The organism is Candidatus Manganitrophus noduliformans (assembly GCF_012184425.1).
GTDB lineage: Bacteria > Nitrospirota > Nitrospiria > SBBL01 > Manganitrophaceae > Manganitrophus > Manganitrophus noduliformans.
Genome location: NZ_VTOW01000001.1, coordinates 1,111,530 through 1,130,297, shown reverse-complemented (window position 1 = coordinate 1,130,297; position 18,768 = coordinate 1,111,530). Strand labels below are relative to the sequence as shown.

General features: G+C 53.3%; 23 protein-coding genes. 1 reads left to right on the top strand and 22 read right to left on the bottom strand.

Features of this window, described 5'->3' with window-relative positions:
- Positions 1-14: 14 nt before the first annotated feature.
- The 17 genes from MNODULE_RS05585 to MNODULE_RS05505 form a co-directional block, all read right to left on the bottom strand.
- Positions 15-1,733: a recombination directionality factor gene (locus tag MNODULE_RS05585; RefSeq protein WP_168058462.1), complete on the bottom strand. Its 1,719-nt coding sequence runs from the start codon at positions 1,731-1,733 to the stop codon at positions 15-17.
- Complete coding sequence (locus MNODULE_RS05580; RefSeq protein ID WP_168058461.1) at positions 1,730-2,149, bottom strand: hypothetical protein; 420 nt, start codon at positions 2,147-2,149, stop codon at positions 1,730-1,732. The genes MNODULE_RS05585 and MNODULE_RS05580 overlap by 4 nt, the downstream gene beginning before the upstream one ends.
- Positions 2,150-2,396: 247 nt before the next feature.
- Positions 2,397-2,714 (bottom strand): type II toxin-antitoxin system PemK/MazF family toxin, encoded by a 318-nt coding sequence (locus MNODULE_RS25410; RefSeq protein WP_422666747.1) that lies wholly within the window; start codon positions 2,712-2,714, stop codon positions 2,397-2,399.
- Between the two features lie 16 nt (positions 2,715-2,730).
- On the bottom strand, positions 2,731-3,033 hold the full coding sequence (locus tag MNODULE_RS05570) for a toxin-antitoxin system protein (RefSeq protein ID WP_168058460.1): 303 nt from the start codon (positions 3,031-3,033) through the stop codon (positions 2,731-2,733).
- Between the two features lie 83 nt (positions 3,034-3,116).
- Positions 3,117-3,395 (bottom strand): type II toxin-antitoxin system Phd/YefM family antitoxin, encoded by a 279-nt coding sequence (locus MNODULE_RS05565; protein ID WP_168058459.1) that lies wholly within the window; start codon positions 3,393-3,395, stop codon positions 3,117-3,119.
- A 24-nt stretch (positions 3,396-3,419) separates the two neighbouring features.
- On the bottom strand, positions 3,420-3,638 hold the full coding sequence (locus MNODULE_RS05560) for a hypothetical protein (protein ID WP_168058458.1): 219 nt from the start codon (positions 3,636-3,638) through the stop codon (positions 3,420-3,422).
- A 188-nt stretch (positions 3,639-3,826) separates the two neighbouring features.
- Complete coding sequence (locus MNODULE_RS05555) at positions 3,827-4,282, bottom strand: putative toxin-antitoxin system toxin component, PIN family (RefSeq protein ID WP_168058457.1); 456 nt, start codon at positions 4,280-4,282, stop codon at positions 3,827-3,829.
- Complete coding sequence (locus tag MNODULE_RS05550) at positions 4,272-4,535, bottom strand: AbrB/MazE/SpoVT family DNA-binding domain-containing protein (protein ID WP_168058456.1); 264 nt, start codon at positions 4,533-4,535, stop codon at positions 4,272-4,274. Before MNODULE_RS05550 ends, MNODULE_RS05555 begins: the two co-directional genes overlap by 11 nt.
- A 408-nt stretch (positions 4,536-4,943) precedes the next feature.
- The gene (locus tag MNODULE_RS05545; protein WP_168058455.1) at positions 4,944-7,223 is read right to left on the bottom strand and encodes a vitamin B12-dependent ribonucleotide reductase; all 2,280 of its coding nucleotides are present in this window, start codon (positions 7,221-7,223) and stop codon (positions 4,944-4,946) included.
- Between the two features lie 303 nt (positions 7,224-7,526).
- On the bottom strand, positions 7,527-7,973 hold the full coding sequence (locus tag MNODULE_RS05540) for a hypothetical protein (protein WP_168058454.1): 447 nt from the start codon (positions 7,971-7,973) through the stop codon (positions 7,527-7,529).
- Between the two features lie 46 nt (positions 7,974-8,019).
- Complete coding sequence (locus MNODULE_RS05535; RefSeq protein WP_168058453.1) at positions 8,020-8,187, bottom strand: hypothetical protein; 168 nt, start codon at positions 8,185-8,187, stop codon at positions 8,020-8,022.
- Between the two features lie 128 nt (positions 8,188-8,315).
- Positions 8,316-8,627: a hypothetical protein gene (locus MNODULE_RS05530; protein WP_168058452.1), complete on the bottom strand. Its 312-nt coding sequence runs from the start codon at positions 8,625-8,627 to the stop codon at positions 8,316-8,318.
- Positions 8,628-8,663: 36 nt separating this feature from the next.
- Positions 8,664-8,813 carry a hypothetical protein gene (locus MNODULE_RS05525; RefSeq protein WP_168058451.1) on the bottom strand — a complete coding sequence of 50 codons (150 nt, stop codon included), beginning with the start codon at positions 8,811-8,813 and terminating at the stop codon, positions 8,664-8,666.
- A gap of 53 nt (positions 8,814-8,866) precedes the next feature.
- On the bottom strand, positions 8,867-9,037 hold the full coding sequence (locus MNODULE_RS05520; protein ID WP_168058450.1) for a hypothetical protein: 171 nt from the start codon (positions 9,035-9,037) through the stop codon (positions 8,867-8,869).
- A gap of 201 nt (positions 9,038-9,238) precedes the next feature.
- A complete protein-coding gene (locus tag MNODULE_RS05515; protein ID WP_168058449.1) occupies positions 9,239-9,712 on the bottom strand; it encodes an RES family NAD+ phosphorylase in 474 nt (157 codons plus the stop codon).
- Positions 9,709-10,155, bottom strand: a complete 447-nt coding sequence (parS, locus tag MNODULE_RS05510) for a type II RES/Xre toxin-antitoxin system antitoxin (RefSeq protein ID WP_168058448.1) — start codon at positions 10,153-10,155, stop codon at positions 9,709-9,711. Before parS ends, MNODULE_RS05515 begins: the two co-directional genes overlap by 4 nt.
- Before the next feature lie 1,850 nt (positions 10,156-12,005).
- Complete coding sequence (locus tag MNODULE_RS05505) at positions 12,006-12,494, bottom strand: thermonuclease family protein (protein WP_168058447.1); 489 nt, start codon at positions 12,492-12,494, stop codon at positions 12,006-12,008.
- 73 nt (positions 12,495-12,567) lie between these two features.
- Here MNODULE_RS05505 and MNODULE_RS05500 point away from each other — a divergent pair, with 73 nt between their 5' ends.
- A complete protein-coding gene (locus MNODULE_RS05500; RefSeq protein WP_168058446.1) occupies positions 12,568-12,975 on the top strand; it encodes a hypothetical protein in 408 nt (135 codons plus the stop codon).
- On the opposite strand, the gene MNODULE_RS05495 is transcribed toward MNODULE_RS05500, so the two are convergent.
- From MNODULE_RS05495 to MNODULE_RS05475, 5 genes are all read right to left on the bottom strand, one after another.
- A complete protein-coding gene (locus MNODULE_RS05495; protein WP_168058445.1) occupies positions 12,961-13,800 on the bottom strand; it encodes a hypothetical protein in 840 nt (279 codons plus the stop codon). The genes MNODULE_RS05500 and MNODULE_RS05495 overlap by 15 nt on opposite strands.
- Positions 13,790-15,499 carry a CHC2 zinc finger domain-containing protein gene (locus MNODULE_RS05490; RefSeq protein WP_168058444.1) on the bottom strand — a complete coding sequence of 570 codons (1,710 nt, stop codon included), beginning with the start codon at positions 15,497-15,499 and terminating at the stop codon, positions 13,790-13,792. Before MNODULE_RS05490 ends, MNODULE_RS05495 begins: the two co-directional genes overlap by 11 nt.
- A gap of 56 nt (positions 15,500-15,555) precedes the next feature.
- A complete protein-coding gene (locus MNODULE_RS05485; protein WP_168058443.1) occupies positions 15,556-17,328 on the bottom strand; it encodes a type IV secretory system conjugative DNA transfer family protein in 1,773 nt (590 codons plus the stop codon).
- A gap of 3 nt (positions 17,329-17,331) precedes the next feature.
- Positions 17,332-18,144 (bottom strand): hypothetical protein, encoded by an 813-nt coding sequence (locus MNODULE_RS05480; protein ID WP_168058442.1) that lies wholly within the window; start codon positions 18,142-18,144, stop codon positions 17,332-17,334.
- A gap of 160 nt (positions 18,145-18,304) precedes the next feature.
- Positions 18,305-18,751, bottom strand: coding sequence for a hypothetical protein (locus MNODULE_RS05475; protein ID WP_168058441.1), 447 nt, complete (start codon positions 18,749-18,751; stop codon positions 18,305-18,307).
- Positions 18,752-18,768: the final 17 nt, after the last annotated feature.

Below are 18,768 nucleotides of genomic sequence, written 5' to 3'. Positions count from 1 at the left end.
TCCCGCTTAAAGTCTTAGAATAGGGCATCCGGCACCTGCCCCGGGGCCTTGCGCTGCGCAGTCGTCTGGCTCGGAAGAGCGCCCTTTTCCTTCCCCTGGCAGCTCCGGCAGAGCGCTCGCCGGAAACGCTTGAGGGAATATTGTTCCACCTCACCGGGGATCCCCGCCTGGCAGGCCGAACAGACCTTCGCCCTCTGGGCGCTGCCTGCATCAGGCGTTCCCCCAGCGGGTTTGCCTGCGTCCGTCATTTCCGCCTTGGCTTTCAGAATGTGTTTGTGGAGGATCCTCGCCTCCTCTATCGACAACTCCTTGAAATGGCTTTTCCCAACAGAGCGCAGGTAATTCCAGACCGTCTCCAAAGGAATGCTTCCGATCGGAGGCACCTCTCCCTGAATGGCTACTCGTAACTCCTCCAACGTCATCTCTTCTCCAGTGGCTGTCTCTGCCACAGGGTAATGCGCCGGTTCCGTGCTCCCTTTTTCTTTCTCTTCTTTTCCGGAAGACACAGGCGGAGCCTTCGCCTCCTCTTTGACATCCAGTGTTCCATCCTGCCTATTTTGGGGTTTTTCCCTCTCCCCCTTTTCATGATCTGCATTGGTGTTATCCGGAGTCACTTTCCCCTCCGATGGAAGATCCGGCGGCAGAGCGGGAAGTGTGGTGCCAGGTGCCTCGGCCGCCTCTGGTGGCCGCCCCTTCCCCTGGGCTATCTGAACATCCGATGATCTTCCGGTGGCCCCTCTTGATTCTGGACCGTTGGTCCCTGTCATGGGTAAGAGCGCTTGCGGTTGCCGGATCAATCCAAACCCGGCGCTCTGGACGATCAAATCCGCCAGCGGCAGTTCCGGGCAGTCGATCCGGATGATCCACTGCTTGGTGCGGACCCGGCCTTTCTCAGTATCCCATCGCGAGATCTCCGCCTCGTATTTGAAGAGCTCAAACGGGATTCCCACGATAGACCGCCCCTTGGCTGCGAGTGCTGACTGGAACATGTCGATCTTCTGCATGATGCCCCTCACCGAGTACCAGGAATTCGTCGGAAGCCGCCACACATCCGTTCCGGGCACTCCCAGGATCATGAAATGAAGCACGCTGGAGAAGCGACAATCGCTGGCCATATAGATGGGACACTCGTCGGGAATACAGGCCAGCGTTATCTTCTTCCTCTTGAATTCCCGGCGTGTCTTCTCCTTCTTGTCCTGCTTCTCCCCCACCCGGTCCATATCGGGATCCCGTGTCGCAATCAGCCGACCGCCGATCGGCTCAGAGGAGCAGTAAAGACCCGACTTCCGGAAGGCCATTAACTGATGCGGGATAGATTCCCACCACTTATCCGAAATCAGCGTGATTCGAAGCCGGTGGATTTCTCCGCGCTCGTTACCATAGAGCGCCCGGATCAAATCCGCATGCTCCGGATTGTTTTTACATTCCGATCGGTAGACGGAGAAATATGGCACGTTCGTCGGCCGAAGCTCCTTCTTAATTTCCTTCTCGATCTCGCGCGGAGACCGCCCCTCTGAGATCCGTTTTTCATAAAGTGCTCTCTCTTTCGGGGTCAGCGCGTTCCTGCCGGATTCGTATGGAACTTTGATGCCGGAGCGCAGCACGCCCGCGTAGGTCGGCAGCAGGCGGTGTCCCAATACCGATTCGGGCTCGGCCAGCAGATCGGCCTTCCCATCGGCGACGGCGTCTGAGAAGTGAACCACGTTGCTCTGATCATCGAGCTGTCTTTTCAATTCGCCTCCTTCACATGCAGTGTCCCATCCTGCTTGATCTCTTTAAAGATGGGACAAATGATATCTCCCAACCGTTTCTCAAGGTCCTTCACGCGCAGGTCAAACTTTTCCTCGTGTCGTTCCACCAATTCGCGCGGCAAGGGTTGATTGGGATCCAGTCCGAGCTTTTCGACCTCAATGCACAACGCGCGGTTTTGCTGTCTGCGATAAAGGCGCTTCAGGTCCCGCGCCGCCGAGTCGAGTTTGCCTCGCATCCGCTCGTAGAGTTTCGGATGCAGCCTCCTTAAATAATCCTTGAACTCCGCATCGCTGATGGCGTGAGACAGAAGCCTCTCCTCAAGAGACATATGAACCGGCCTGAAATTCGCATCATGAAGAATGTCATGCAGATATCGTTTTGCTCTCGGTCCTTCCATGGTCATCTCCCGCGTTTCCAATACACTTCGTACACCGCCTTGGAACCTCCTTTTGAAATAAAAAAGCCCTTCAAAGAGGCAGAACCTCTTCGAAGGGCTATCCATTATTCAACCCGGTCGGGTCTTATTCTCGACTACGACGATGTCAGGTCATATCACCCGCCGGCCTTCCCGTTTCAGACTCCTGAAAAAACAAAGGCCTGAAGAAAATGACTCAGGCCTCCTTTGCTCCTTATTTATGATCCGTTTAAAGCGCCATCAGAATCCGAATTCGATCTTCGACCTCCTCCATGACGGCCCCGGATACCCTGCCCAATCTTCTCGAGAGACGTCCTTTGGAAATGGACCGGATCGAATCGCATAGGATGACGCTTGCGTTTTTCAATCCTCCCTCGGGCGGGGAGACCGGAACATGCGCCGGAATACCTCGATGGGTCGAGGTGATCGGCAACACGATGACTAATCCCGCCGGACCCTGGTTGAAAAGGTCCTCCGAGACGATAAGGACGGGTCGCTGACCCGCCTGCTCATGCCCCCGAGTCGGGTTCAAATCGGCAAGCCACACATCACCTCGCGCGGGGCTAACCACGGGGGACACCTTTCTTCCGGCTCACCTTCGCAACTTTACTCGACTTCTCGACCTCCTGAAGGCCGTCCAGAAGGGTCGCGTCCCATTCTCCCCGTTCCTTTTCAATTGCCGACCACGCCTTTTCATCCTGGCGTACGGCGGCATAGGCCGTATTGACCTCCTCCAGAAACCGCTGCCTCCGGTAAAGCTCAATCGCCTTGTCCAAGATCGCCTGCATCGGCTCCCCTGTCTTCTCAGAAAGATCCCGAAGGGCCTTACGAGACAATTCGCTGATTCTTACCGTGGCGCTTTGCATTTCAACACCTCCCCTCTGTATACATATCAGTATACAAAATAGGATATTATTATGTCAACACAGACACGTCCGCGTCGAAAACCTCATCTACGGCCGCGTCGGCGCGATACCGTCTTGGCTTTTCGCAACGCCTTCTCGACCGTTTCGATCGTCTCCCCCTTAAAGGCCCCTTGCAAGCCGCCCACCAATCGGTCGAATTCCGATTCGAGGGCCCGCATCTTGTTGAACAGTTCGATATCGACGATCGCCGCCACCGGTTTTCCGGCTTTGGTGACCAGAATGGAATCGTGCCGATGCTGGATCCTCTTGATCAGGTCGCCCAGGTTCCTGCGCACGGTCGTTGCAGTTGCCTCCTTGATCATCTCGTCTCTCTCCACCTGCCGCATTTATAAAATGTAGCCACTATAATCACCGAGATCAAACCCTGTCAACGATCGGCCCTTAGCACACCATGCAGCGTCCCGTTTATTGCCAGTATCGTTGACGCAGCGATAGGCCTGATCTCGGGAATCCCAATAGAGGGCGACGATCAGGCGGCGATCTCCATCGACGCCGCCCGCCTTACAGTGCGGGGGAACCGGATCGATCCCCTGGGTAATTGACACGGCTGGACTCTCACCAGCTGGGTTGCAGCCTTGTCGGCTGCTCCCCCGGGTACCGGGCTATTTCGTCAAGATTCTATTAAAGCGAGAGAGTCCCCCCGGCAGCGTTCCCCTTGCCGAATCCGAAAAATTAAAAAAGGCCTAAAGAGAAGATCTCCTCAGGCCCCGGCCGTTGTCTTAAAGTAGTTGCCCTATACGTCATGCTCAGGAAGAGATCGTCTAAACTCCTCCAAGAACTCGCCGGGAGTCATAATTTTAAAACGAACCGCTCCCTTGACCGAAGATTTGTGAAAATGTCTTGTGTTCCACGTTACCAAATAATCCGCCTTCGCATTAACCGCCGCCGCGAGGATCGGCGCGTCTTTATGGTGAATCACCCGAGCGGCTTGCGCAATCACACTCCGAGAAGGATCTTCTACCACGACAGGCTCTATTTGCCGAACCAAAAGGTGAAAATCGGAAATCAAAGCCGGAAGTTTTTCTGAAAGGTTCCGGTCCGCCTCGGTCAGAACCTGCCTGGAGAGGAGAGTCTCTATGATTCCCGCCTCAGATAACCGCAATAGCTCTCGCGCTGCGCCGGTTGTTGAAATAATTCCGGCGATAAGGGCACTGGTATCGAGAAAAACCCTCCACCGCCTACCTTCCATACCGTTCCCGGTTATAGCGCTCCCGCTGTTCCTCCAAATCCTTCAAAATATCTTCCAACCTCAAACCTGCTTTTTTCAGCTCTTTCTGGGCCTTCTTGGCTATGGTGTCCCCGACCAGTTTCTTCGTTGTAAGGATCAGTGACTCTCCCACTCTGACAACGCTGACGGTCGCGTCTTCCTCGATGTGAAGCTCTTTCCGCAACGACGCCGGAATCGTCAACTGCCCCCGCCCCCATACTTTAACAACGGCCATCACGCATCCTCCCAGTATTGATACTTTTCTGATAATGTCTGATATTCAGTATATATCAGAATCAAATTAAAATCAACCGACTTGGAAATAGGGGAAAACTGGGGCCCCTGGATTACTCGCTTGGGATCAGATCATGGGCGTTTGCTTATTTGAAATAGCCGCACATGATGCACCGCCAGGCTTGATCCCGGGGATCCCAGTAGAGCGCGATGATATCATCTTTTCCTATCACTCCTCCGGACTTGCAATGCGGACAAATTCCTGATCGATACTTCGATTCTCCTTTATGTTCCGGGAAAGATTCTTCGATAGGTGCTCTCCTCTCCGATTGTGTAATGGCTTCCCTCACGACTCATATCCTTTCAAAGAAAACAGGAGGGGAGCTGCCTCCCCCTCCGCATTGATTCATTAACACTTCGTCCAGGAACAGCTCCCGCAGAGAAGACACCCTTCCTGCATCCGAAGGGGAGAAACACCGCACTCCGGACACGGCAGTTGCATTGTGGTCGCTCCCTGCACGCGGGAGACCACCGTCGTGAGCCCCTTGACCAACGCATACGCATCCGAGCTGATATCCCCGAACTGATCGTTCGACTTCACCAGCTGCTCTAAAACCTCCTCGATCGGAGAGCCCGCCCGGAGCAGCTTGCTTCCCAGACGACAGACCATATCGAGCAACTCTCTGTTCTTGACGTGCGGAGAAGGAGAGAGAAAAAGCTCCCGGATGCTCCCATCAGAGCGAAGGGTTTCGAAAATGTCTCCCATGCTCTCCTCTTTGATCAGGAATCCGACATGGACATAGGAATTGCCTCGTTTCGTCTTGACCTTGATTCTCAGCTCCGGGATAAGGTCGGGCAGTTCCGATGTCATCAGATCTTCTTTTTTACTTTCTGTCGCCGGCATTCCCCCATTGTCAGAGGTATTTTGAGGAATAACTCCGACGTTCATGACCTGATCCACCCGCGCCCCGTCCCGGTAGACGGTGATCCCTTTGCAGCCGAGGCGGTAAGCCAGAAGATAGGCCTTCTTCACCTCCTCGACCGTGGCCGACGAGGGCAGATTGATGGTCTTAGAGACGGCCGAATCGGAGAATGACTGAAAGGCCGCCTGCATCCGCACATGCCACTCCGGCGCAATGTCATGCGAGACCACAAAAATCTCCCGCCATTTTTCCGGAATGGAGCTCAGCCCCTGCAACGAGCCATGGTTTTTGACGATTTGGTCGAGCAGGTCGTCGCTCCAGAACCCTTCTTTTTTTGCAACCTCGATGAAATAATCGAGCACATAGGGAAGGCGCTCCCCATCCAGAACGTTTTTGTACCAGATCAGGGAGAACTCGGGCTCGCATCCGCCCGAAGTATCGGCGATCATCGAGATGGTGCCGGTCGGCGCGACGGTCGTGACATAAGCGTTTCGGATTTTCTCTCCCCGCTTTTCGTGTAATGATCCCTTCCAGTTCGGATAGACCCCCCTCCGCTCCGCCAGCTTGACCGATTCGTCGCAGCCGGTTTCCCGGATGAAGTTCATGACCGTTTTGGCTGCCTCGATTCCCCTTTCCGAACCGTACGGGATCGCCAGCTTGAAGAGCATCCGGGCGAAGCCCATCACCCCCAGCCCGATCTTCCGGTTGGCTTTGGTAATCCGTTCGATCTCTTCGATCGGATAGCGGTTCATGTCGATCACATTGTCGAGGAAGCGGACGGCGGTCCGGACGCTCTTTTCCAAGGCAGCCCAATCGAGCCGGTATTGACCGCTAGCACCCGCCACTGATTCCAGGGTGTCGACTTCAACCAGATGCCGCTCCAGATTGATGCTCCCGAGGTTGCAGCTCTCGTAAGGGAGCAACGGCTGCTCTCCGCAAGGATTCGTCGCCTCGATGATGCCGGCGTGAGGTGTCGGATTGACCTCATTGGCCCGGTCGATGAAGAAAAGACCCGGCTCCCCGGTCTTGTGAGCCTGCACCGCGATCCGGTCGAGGACCTCACACGCCGGCAGGGTCCCAACCCGCTCTCCGGTCCGGGGATTGATCAGTCCGTAATCGCCCCCTTTTTCAAAGGCCTCCATGAAGGCATCGGTGACCGCGACGGAGATATTGAAATTGGTGATCTCACGGGTATCTTCCTTGCACCGGATGAACTCCAGGATATCCGGGTGGTCGACCCGCAGGATTCCCATATTGGCGCCGCGCCGGGTTCCCCCCTGCTTCACCGCCTCCGTGGCATGATTGAAGACCTTCATGAACGAGATTGGCCCCGAAGCGACCCCACCGGTGGTCCGGACCAGATCGTTCTTCGGCCGAAGCCGGGAAAACGAGAATCCGGTGCCCCCTCCGGTCTTGTGAATGATCGCCGTATGCTTGATCGCGTCGAAGATTCCCTCCATCGAATCTTCCACCGGCAGAACAAAACAGGCCGAAAGCTGCTGCAGGTCCCGGCCGGCGTTCATCAAGGTCGGTGAGTTCGGAAGGAATTTTAATTCCGAGAACAAACGGTAGAATTCCTCCTCGACCGCTGCGATATCTGCTCCTGCATCATAAAGCCGCTCGGCCTGAGCGATATTTTGGGCTACCCTTCGGAAGAGCGCCTCCGGGGTTTCAATCACCACCCCCGCTTCATCTTTTGCCAGGTAGCGCTTCGCCAACACACGAAGGGCGTTTTCCGAGATCGAATGATCTGATCGTTGAATCATCTATCGACTCCTCTTATTTAGAAACAGCTCTCACTATGCCGCCTTTCCTGATCCTCCCCGGAGCAACTTCCATGCCACCATTTTTTAAAGTTGTTGAAGTTTCACAAGGCATACCGTGGCGGTCAATACACCGGGAATATAGTGGATTCGAGATGTCCCAGGTTCAACTGAATGATTCTCTCTGCATCGCCGTGGGGCATTCGGATCGGAAGCCTGTCGCCGATCTGCTACAGGTGTCGCTGATCCCACCGCTGAAGCCGTGCAGGAAGGGGTTGCCCCTTCCTGCACGCAACGGTGAATCACTCAGAAATGGGACCCATTGGAAACAACCGCGCCCGGTTGAGCATAGCGGGATCGGACATGGCGGATAATTTCCTTGCGAACGCGCGGACAGGTTCTGACGTTCCTGGGATCGATCCGGCAGACCCGGAGGATGACGATCGCATCGAGGATCTCGCCGATCGACCCTTTCGCCAGAGCAACTTCCCGGACCCAGGTCTCCATCGCCCAAAGAAAAGTCCGATCTTCCTCTCCGTTGACCTCATATATAAAAGAAGAGATCCGATCAGACTCCCTGTATTTCAAACCGAAGTGCTTGATGTAGTATCCCGCGGACATTCTCCAGGCGAGATACCTGCCGGAGCGGCTCTTTTTTGGTTTTCTCGCAACGAGGTTCTCAAGAACCGCGAATCCAGGATGGTTCGCGCATCTCTTTCCGGTTTCCTCGATTTTGATCTTGCTCACGCTCATGTTTTCTCCTCCTCGTATTAATAAGATACGGTTGTGTGTGGGATTCTCAGAAGCTCCAGATCCGCGCCCCTTCCGAATCGAAGGAATACCGAAGACGCCGGTCCTCTTCCCTCTGTCCCTTCTGATAGCAGAGCGGTGAGCTCTCTCTTCCTTTCGGGGCTTCTCCTTGCCAAGTGGCCAAAAACTTTCCTCCGCGAGCGTGTTGATTTTTCATGCGTGTTCCTCCTTGTCAGCTTGTTTGAATGGTTGATTTTTCGATTGACAAGAAGGCCCCAAACCGGTAGACTGACTCTTGGTTGTATAAAGGATGGTCTCCCGATAAGGGGCCTTCGAAGGGGTCAATCAGTTTGCCGCTGGTTGATCCCTTTTTATTTGGACGACCTTTCCGACCGTCTTTTCTTCCGGATGTCCCGCCGGATCGATGAAGGGCATAAAATGCCTGTGGGACAACTGATAGATCCCGCCGAAGAAGAACCCCGAGAGCCCCAGCATGAACACCGAGACCCAAAGATTGCCCCAGGTGCCGGAAGGGTAGCCCAGGATCATTCCCGCTCCCACCCCGATAAACAACATCAGGGTTAAGATCAGGCCGATCCCGCTGATCACCAAAAGCGATACGATGGTGGCGTGGAAAATGTTCTGATACGTCTTCATCTTCACTTCCCTCCTTATGGTGGGTTGTTAAAGTGTTTACCTTCCCAGTACCCGGTCGATGCGCATTTCCCGCCGGTGTCTCTTCAGATCGCTCCAATCGATTCCGCGCTCCATATAGGGAATCGCTTTCTTAATTTCCCTGAACAGGACCTCTTCTTTCGCTGGTTCGATCACGGTTCTCCTCATGCGTGGCTCCTCTCTCTTTTCGGGTTGGATGGTTTATTCGGTTCGGGGTTGGCTTACAGGATCGAAAGGACCTGCTGCCTCAGCCGTGCTTCCTGCTCAAAACCGCGGTGGGGAGCTCGTGTCGGCCGCCAGCCGCAGTTGACGCAATAAGGCATGAAGCACTTCCCCTCATACGTCGCGATAAACTCCCTTCCGACCATTCCTTGGCATTTCGGACAACTCATCAAATCACCTCCTCTCAGAAAATAAAAAAGCCCTGGGGAGAATCGCTCCTCCGAAGGGCTTTCATGATCACCCGGGCTTCGGGCTATTTAGAAACGGACTCTATTAAGGCGAGATGATCCGCCGGCAGTGTTCCCCTTGCCGAATCCGGCGCGTATAGCGACGTAGGCTTTGGACCTCTTGGTTATTGCGTTACAACTCTTCTATTGTTTGGTCGGCTTGTGGAGTCTCTCATCATATATGAAGCTCTCCACATCGAGGATTTTGACGGACTTCATGTCGGGGTGAATCGGGTTGATCAGGATGTTAAATTCATGCATGACAACGGCAGAAGGAACACGGAGCAGGAGGCTTTCCATGCCTAATGCCCACTGGGTTCCGATGTCTCCCAATAAGAAAGGCGCGGGACTCTTACGCCAATCCTTGGGTAAATCAGAGGGATCGATTTGTTTCGGGACAATCGTTTCAGGAATGCCGATCGTGACAATTTTTATTTCAGGAGGAATGTTTGTCAGCGAGACGTGGACGAGGTATTCCATTGCCGCAAGCGATCTGCTCTCTGAGGTGTAGATGACCGCCGTATCTTTTGCATTCCATCGCCCGCCTGTGAGTCGCGCCCCTTTCCCTGACAGATCGTGGGCATGTTTTGCGAGGGCGATCCGATAAACCCTCCTCATGCATACACACCATGCTCGATTCGACCTAGTTCGTCCATGACCATTTGGGTTCCGGTCTTAAGACTGACCAGATCGCTCGGCACGTTCCCCCCTAAAGCCTGGCTGGGCGCATTGAACCAACTCATAAACTTTTCAAGCGACCCAAACACCTCGATCCCTTTTCCCACCAGAAACACCAACTGGATGATGTGTTCGGACACGGTAGGGCTGAACCTCTGCTTGCCGGAGTATCTCTGAATCGTGCGCAGGGTGATCGGAAGCAGACGCGCGAACTGATCCGGTGAAAAGTTTAGAAAACGGACGAAGTCCATGAGTGAGGCCTTTGTGATCCCCTCTTTGCTCATTTCGATGACATCCGTATAGGACTTTAATTGCTTGTGGAAGACCTTTTTAAAGATCTCATCTGCTTGCTTGTCGCGCTCCTTGATTAAAAGCGTTTCCATGAGCGTCTCTCCTTGAACCATATATGACACTTGTCATTATTATAACGAAATATGTCTAGCTTGTCAATAAACCGGACCAGATCATCTCTTACCATTCCATGACACTCGGACTATACATCGAACATCTCTTTCGGACACAAAAAAAGCCCTCGGGAGAGTGACGACTCCAGTTCGATTATGGGAACCAGACGAGAGCCGGGAAGACAACGAAGGAAGTCGTTCAGTGAGGAGGAACGCCGAAAAGGATGTGCCTTCTTACCACGAAGTGAGGTTCGTTCCATCTTTGATCGGCTGCCAAACCGCTCCCGATTCCAAACATCAAAACCGGCAAGCCGCTTCCGAATAGGAGGAAGGTCATGCCGCCATGAACAACAAAGTGAAAAACGATGATAGATGGATCGGGTCAACCTGTGTGCATAATGCCGACCTGGTCAGAAACGATTGTGAACTCGGATCGAAGAACAAAGAGAACATTCAGGGATACAAATCAGAGGGCCATTTGCGCTGAATCGGGAACAAGATTACGAAAACTTTAAAACGATCTGCATCTTCTGGAAACCACTCTGCAAGCTTTTCCGATCACTCCGGCGCCAAACACGGACGGGAGATTGGAAATCTCTGGGCGAGAATTGCGAATACAAAGTGACGAAGCCGAACAAATTAAACCATCATTCGGCGATGAAAATGTAACCGGATTGCGCGGGGATTGAAACCGGGTGAGCAACTCTGAAACTATTTCTGAACGTTCAGTCGCTCAAACCGGTTGAAAATGACATCGACTTTCGAGCGGATAATGACGATTATCAGCGACACCGGTAACCGGAAATGATGACGCGATGACGGCAATGAGTGCGCGTCTGAGGTGACAATCTTCAAATCATCCGGCGAACGTTGAGAGGGATTTACAAAACCATAGTGATGGAAGGCCGCAAATCGAGGAACAAACAGCCGCTAATGTCCATGAATTCAGCCGCATTAACTCGTAATGCGGCGCCCTGCTAAAAACAAAACAAAAGACCCGAAAAATTGACGACCTTTCAGAGGGATTAACGAATGAAAAAGGCTGAAATATTATGATGTTTTAGAAGAGGAAGGACGGAGAGTCATTCTTTAGACACAAGAAAACCTTTCCGCCACACCACAATTTTTCAAAAAGGCAGAAAGGTCTAACGTGTTGACATTTTGGGCTTTCGCCCCAGTCACCCTTGATGAAGGGCCTTGCTATTGCTAAATTATGAGCCAATAAGTACCATGCTCGGGAAAAAATGTCAAGAAAAAAGGAAAAAGATTTAAAAAGATCCGCAATATAATTCACAAAAGGTATAAAATGAAAAGAGTCCCATTACAACAACTCAAATAATAAGGGGTAGTTTCAACTGATTTCTCTTTTAATACAGTAACATGAATCATCTACCAAGGTGAGTGTTGTGTGATAGTGTGTGCATGGGTCTTGGTGAGGGTTAGGGTGAAAGTGTGCGTGAACTTACGTCCACTTATGATATTTTCTAGAAATATTTTCCCCCGCTGGCAGAACGGTCCAAATTAATGGGAGTTTGTGACGCCACTCAAAGAGGGGGTGAGCAACCCTGTGCATACCGAAGTTGACCTCGGCAAAAGCCGCTTTTTTCTCATCTTGAATGGCAATGACTCTGTACAACGGAATTCCTTAATGAACACAAACACAAATTGGGATAGAATTCAGAGATAGAGAGAAATGAATACGGGCGAAAAGATCTCAATATCGATATAAAACGTGCAAGCTTGATGGCTGATTTCACCCGTGAGAGGTTGGCTGAATGGCACAAGAGATTAAGTCCGACTGCAAGATACCTTTGGGACAAGAATATCTCTCAGCGGCTTCCCACTTTCTCCTTTTTCCTGAACTCCCACGGAGGAATCGGGTTCGGGTCAATCCATAATCCTCTTCTGGCGGACCTGGCTTCTTCTTCCAATTCTCCAAGGCTCTTGTCTTTGGAGTATTTGCGATACCACCAGGCAAGACCGGCCTTTACAAGTTTCCGGTTGAGGGAGCGCCCATCCGGGAGGATCACCTCGCCGACGATCCGCCCGTAGCGATCGACATCCACCGCTTGAACCGTGACGACTCTGCCGAAGGCCAGATCAGACGTGAACTTCTTTGCGCGGTTTCCGAAGGCCTGTCTCTTTTCAGGGGCATCGATTCCATGGAGACGTACTTTCTGGGCGCGGCCTTGGTGCATGACCGAGATCGTATCGCCGTCGCTCACTTTGACGACCTTGCCGGAGAACGATTCGGCCAGGACGACAGTCGGAATGAATAGATAGACCGCGATGGCGATGCAGTTCAGTCTCCATCCCATGCGCACCTCTTCCCAGGACTATTCCTGTTGAATAGACGCTCGCCTTGTTATACCATCTGCACCGGGAGGGACCATGGCCGATATTGACTGGGACCGGTTGCAGAAACAGATCAAAGACCTGCATTGGGGGGAGAAGATCGGCGGCGACATTGACGCCAAGTATGCCAGCCTGGTGGCCGATTTTACAAGAGAGAAATTTCAAGAATGGCAGGAAAAGCTAGGCCCTGTCGTGCGGGATATCATCGCCTCCAATAAGGACGATCCGGAAGCGGCAGCGGAGGCGTTGATCCTCATCATCCTGCAAATCGTTCATCATCTGGCCCAACATGAAGTCCTGTTCGAGTACAGTGAGAAGTTAAATGCAAAGATGATAGAGAAAATCCGAGTTCTGGATGAGAGGACAGCAGTACTGTTTAGAATCCTAGCCGCAAAGGGCGTGTTATCAGAGAATGACCTCAATCCGGAATCAAACGATCTTTAAAGGCATTCTTATCTCCTTGAAAATCGTCTCGATTTTTGTCCCATCCGAGCGATACCAGGGATTAAACAGACCCAGACTGTTATCCAGATTGTAAATTGTATTAAATGCGATCCATGGTTTTATCTTCGCAGTGAAAGAGTTCTCCTGGACCGCCCGCTGCAGAACTCGCATGCGATTTTCGGTGTCGCACACAACCAAAATTCCGAAAGGGTCCTTGCTGTTGACGGGAGCTAGGAGTCGATTCACTTGTGTGAAAGCGACCAACTTCCTGGAAAACTCTGTGGGGTGGGTCGATCCCGCATCGACTTCCACGAGAAACGAGAAGTACGATCCGTTCTTCAGTTGAACGGTAAACCGAACATCCGGAATCCGCTGCATCTTCCATCTTGGGGCTAATTTTGACAACATCACGTCATCGTACAGGCGGATAACTTGATAGCGGACCCCGTCGAATTCATAGATCTTTCGGACCAGACGGGTGAGGATCATTTCATGGGGGATGGATCTCTTATTCAGATTGACCAGGCGTATTCGATCCACATTCATGCCTTCACTGGTTAATACCTCCACGCCTCTTTCAGCAATAGAATACACAGGACGATGATTTGGGGCATTCCTTTGACGTAACATTTGAGGATTCATTGATTGGAGGTGGTTTGCATCCTTCAATTTCTTCATACGCTTTTCGAAATTACTGCGATCGATTGGTTTGCCTGATTTCACAAAAAACCGGGCGTGTAGATCGTCAGAAAACGCCGGCCCGTATGCCAGGTATTTGAGAACATCGATGTCACGATCCGTTAAATGCAGTCCTTTAAGACTCATTATCTTCCCCGTCTTCGTTGACCTGTTCTCTGCACAATTGATCGATCTCAGCTTTGATTCTCCCGACATCCTGGATGGAAGATCGGTCAAAAGTCTCGTTTATTTTCTCCAGAAGCAATAAAGACCGCTTCGGATCTTTCCGAATTTGCTTCAGGACAGCGCTATGCCCTTCCGTCAACCGATTCACGTGCCACAACAGTCCGGATCGGGAGAGCTCCCTGATTCGCGTCACACAATGCGCATACGCGCGCAACAACGCTTTATTTTGCGCCGCAAGATTTTGATTTTTCTCTTTCAGCGTTTTGTTCTTTTCTTCCAACTGCTCCATCTTTGCGGAGGTCTTCCTGGGGTCTTCCTCCTTTGATTGCTCCGTCGACGGAACGGATCGATCCGCATTCTCCTTTTTCCGCTGGGCATACTTCTCGATCGTCTTTCGGATGTCCTCCTGGGGCAGCCGGCAGGATTCCGAGAGATACCGGATGATCTCTTTCTTCTCGACCTCGTCCGAGAACCGATCCCATAGACACGCCATCCGATGCAGCGCCTCATCGCGTTGAAGGGCGTTGGTCAGATCCAATTCAGCCCTCATGGAGATCGCAAGCCAGGGACCCGCCTTGATCGGATCGTTGAGAATCGTCCGCGTGATCTGGGGCCCCAGCTTCACGATCAGCTCGTCTGGATCTTTGATGAGGCTCTTCTTGTCGTTGGGATCAGTCGCCGCGATCTCGGCGACATAGAGGTTGAACTTCGGATGCCCATTGAGCAGATGGCGGATGATCCGGGCCGTCGCCTCCCGGCCCGCGCGATCGCTATCGAGCATCAGAATAATTCTCTCAAACCGGGTTGAATCAAGCGCCGTTCCGTACCCCTCCTTAAACGCAGTCCCCCCCAGAGCCACCGTATTCGAGATTCCGATCGTGAGCATCTGCAGACAATCGATGACCCCCTCGACGATGATGACGGCGCGGTCGGTGCGCCGCTTCGCGTCATAGAGGTGATAAGGGGAGTCCGCCTGGAATCCCCAGGCCATCTTGTATTTCGGTTGCGGGTCTCTCCCCGACTCATTGAGTTCGGAGAGCTGCCTTCTTGTGGCGCCCGCCATGAATCCACTCAGCGATCCGGTCGCGCCTCGCCACCCGAATAGAATCCGATAGAAATCGAAATAGCCTTTGGTCAGAATCCCCGACGCTCTGATCTCCTCATAGTGATACCCCTGCTTTTTCAGATCGGCCGTCATCTTCGAGCGATCATGGAGAAATCCGATATCGTGGGATCGGAGGATCTCCTCAGAGAGCTTTCTCTCTTTAACCAGATACTCCCACACCTCTTTGGCCCCGGGCGCCTCCCAGGCCTCTTTGGCCCAACGCATAATGGCTTCTTTCACATCGGGACGGGTGGACTGGGAACGCAGCGCGTATCCGGCCTCCCGCGCCAGCTCCTCCAGGGCGGAACGCTGATCAACCCCTTTGAGTTTCGATAGAAAGGTAAAGACATCCCCTCCGGTCTTATCGCCCGGGCACTGGAAGCATTTGAAGAACTGCTCCTCCTGTTTGATGGAAAAGCAGCCGTGACCGTGGCAGAAGGGACATTCAGAGAGAAGGTAATTATTCCCGCTCCGGCGCGCCGTGAGACCCGTATACTTCTCGATCACCACAACGATATCCAGCCGCTGTTTGACCTCCTGAAAATCGTGACCCATGGAGACCTCCCTGATACTTCCCCATCCTCTCCATCTCTGCCGGAGAGGGATCCAGGCTAAAAGCCGACGCTGTCGCTTGGCCTCTGCGGTGATACGGGACCCGCGAACGGCGCGGATGCCTCGAGGGGGCCCTGATCGGGAAGATCCCTGTACGAGGGAGCAGAGAGCGGCTCCGCGCAGGGCCGGTATGCGCTCGCGGGAAGGCGCGTCCTGCTTTTGAATTCAGGCGTCTTGTACGAGAACAGCCGCTTGACCAGAAACGGGCGCAAATCCCCGGTAAAGCAGAGCGCGACATCATTCGGCAGCATCTGGATCGAATCGGGGGTCATCAGCGGCGCCTCTAAATAAGAGACCGTCGTATTGGAGCGGCGTCCGAAGGCCCGGGAGACCCGCTTGTCTTTGATCAGGGTCTTCCCAAGCCGCTCCGACAGCTCTTTGCAGTGTGCAATGTCACATCCCTGCAGATAGATTTGCAATTTCTGGTTGATCGATAACGATCCGATCTCATGCCGCTTGTACTGATAGAGCTGCTCATGGGTCTGCATGAATGTGATTACGCCGGTGCGGGTGGAGCGGGCGGTATTGACGAAATCGGGCATCTCGGGCAGATGCAGATTGTAGAATTCGTCCAAATAGAAAAAGATCGGAAGGCCCTTCTCCCTCGTCGGCCGCTCGAAGATCTTCAGCATGACCGATCTCAACAGGATCGCCGCGCCCAATCTCGATTTGGGGTTGCTCTGCGGGCTGGCGATGATCAGCAAGGTCGGCTCACGAAAGAGAATGTCGAGATCGAGATCGGGCCGGGAGAAGCCTGCTGCGATCTTCGAGTCGGAGAACATGTCGAGCTTGTTGAGCATCCCGCCGAGCAGATCCTGTACCCGCTGGCGATTGGAGAAGAGGTGGTTGAACTCCTCCTGAAGCTGAGGATTGCGACAATAGGTCACGGCCGATTCCATCGCAGGCACCCCCCGAAGAGCCAGCTGATGAACCATCGGCAGGTTGCACTGCCTTGGATCCTTGTAGGTCTGGACCAGCTGACAGCAAAGGCGAAATAGCCGCCGTTCCTGGTCGTCAAAGAAGACCGTCTGGGGGTCGGCGCCGGTGTCCCGTTTGCCGTAGACCGACTCCTCGATCCGGGTCAGGGTGTCCGGGGTCGCCGTGGCCAGGGGCTCAAAACCGATGCAGTCGGGATGATAAGGATCCCAGAGAATCACCTTCTTCCCCTTCGCACACCAGGCGCCTGCGACCGTATCGAAGAGTTCCGGCGATTTGACGTCCAGCGCCACCACGGAGCATTCCCCCGCCGCGTCGCTGATGAGGCCGGGGAACATGAATCCTGTGGTCTTGCCGACGCCGGCGCGGCCCTGGATCTTGATGTGCTCGAAGCGGTCTTTCTCCGGCAGCCAGAGAGTGACTTTAAAACCAAGATACCGGATCTGCCCGAACGGATAGCGGTTGACCGCCCGCAGTCGATCGAGCAGGATCAGCCGGTAGAGGATAATCGCGATCAGGAAGAGCTCGATGAAAATCGTTGTCAGCCATGTTCTTCCGGTAAGACCATCCCATCCCCATAATGCGTAGAGGATGTATCCGACCGCGACAAGCAAGAACGCATAAATCAGAAGGGTCGCAAAGAGAGAAAGAGGATACCGGCTCCAATCCCCGAAACTACGGACGATATCGGTCGCGCCGGCGAACTTTCCGCTGCCCCGCAGACGGGGTTTTCTTCTCAGGCCGATCCCGACGCAGAGCAGAATCAGAACCCCGATTACGATTGGGAATATCGATCCTGATAACACGCCATCCCGCATTGCCTCAAATTGACTCATGGTTTATCCTCTCCTAAGGAATTTAAAGAATGGAAATCTCCAAGGCTTCGGCTTCTTTTTGAAACTCAGGAACGCAAATTCGTTTAGGAAAACCCCCTGCGGGGGAATCGGACAAGCGGACTCCCCCTGATCCGAAAGAGAAAGAAGACCCACGCACTTCTCTCCCAGGGCGTTCAGGAGGCGGCCTTCAGGAGGAGCAAGCCCTCCCAGATCAATGAAGAGGGGTAGGTCATCCGGCTTGGATCGCCGTATGAGGATCTGATGAAGTGTCCATTGAAAAAGGAAGGGGAGGATTCTATTGACATCCGAATAAGCGGGTGATACGGCGATCGCAAGCAATATGGGCTCTGAGAAGAGGATCGGCAGATACAGTTCCGCACGGGAGAAGGCCGCGGCGATCTGAGAGTCCCCAAGAAAAGAGAGAGACCGGCAGATCCGATCCAATCCCTCCTTTTGGGCGGAAAACGAGAGTCGATTGAAGCGGGTAAGGAAGCGGATATGTTCGGGCCGTCCCCTCAATGAAAAAAGACGCTTCAATTCCTCGGGTCCCAAACCTGCCAGCGCATAAACTCCGGGCAATGTCGCCTCCTGAACGGGTCCGCCGACTGCGATATCGAGCAGGTCTCGAAACAGGCCTTGGTCATCACTCAAAGAGGTCGGCTGCGATCGGTAAAAGAAGGAAGCGATCCAATCCAATGTTTCGGAATCCGCCAGAAAAAGGGGATCGACCCTGACCGATTTCGGATTCCCCGGATCAAAGAGCAGCACCGTCCTGGATTTTTGATGGTCCAACCCGACAATCAGCTGCTCAAGCATCTGCGCATCCCTTGCAAAGACGATCGAGGAGCATGGCATTCCCTTCATCAGGGAATCGATCCGCATGGATCTGTTATTGTTCAAATGATTATTGAGCATGCTCTTGTCACTCCTGAATGATCTCGTGGCGCGATCTTCAGTTGATCTCTGACACAATGTATTAATCGTGGGATCCGAACGCGCGAGCGAGGGCTTCATCTAAATCGATCTGGATGTAGGCGCCCGAGTCATACCGATAGGCCTTCCCCCCACTGTCCAAATTCAGATAGCGCCGTGTGAGAATATGTTTATAGAGAAAGATCCTCTTCTCCCCGGCCTGCACCCGGCCCATATACATAAATGCGGAAAGATTCAGCTGCCCGACAACCCGGCAGAGAGGTCCCCACATCGGCTCTTCCTCTATTCTCTCGTCTCTCTTTTCGGCTCCGGGTATCTCCGTGATGCGCTGTCCTGCGAGCCTTTTTGCGGAGCAGCAATCCCCTTTTTTCATTTCATCCGGATGGGAGCAGTCCCGAACAACGCCATTCACAACCCACACCTGGAGAGAATAGTCATATCCGTTCCACACATGGCCATCTTTGATTTCATCCCGGCTGGACCGCGTCATCGTTTTCCTCCTGAAGG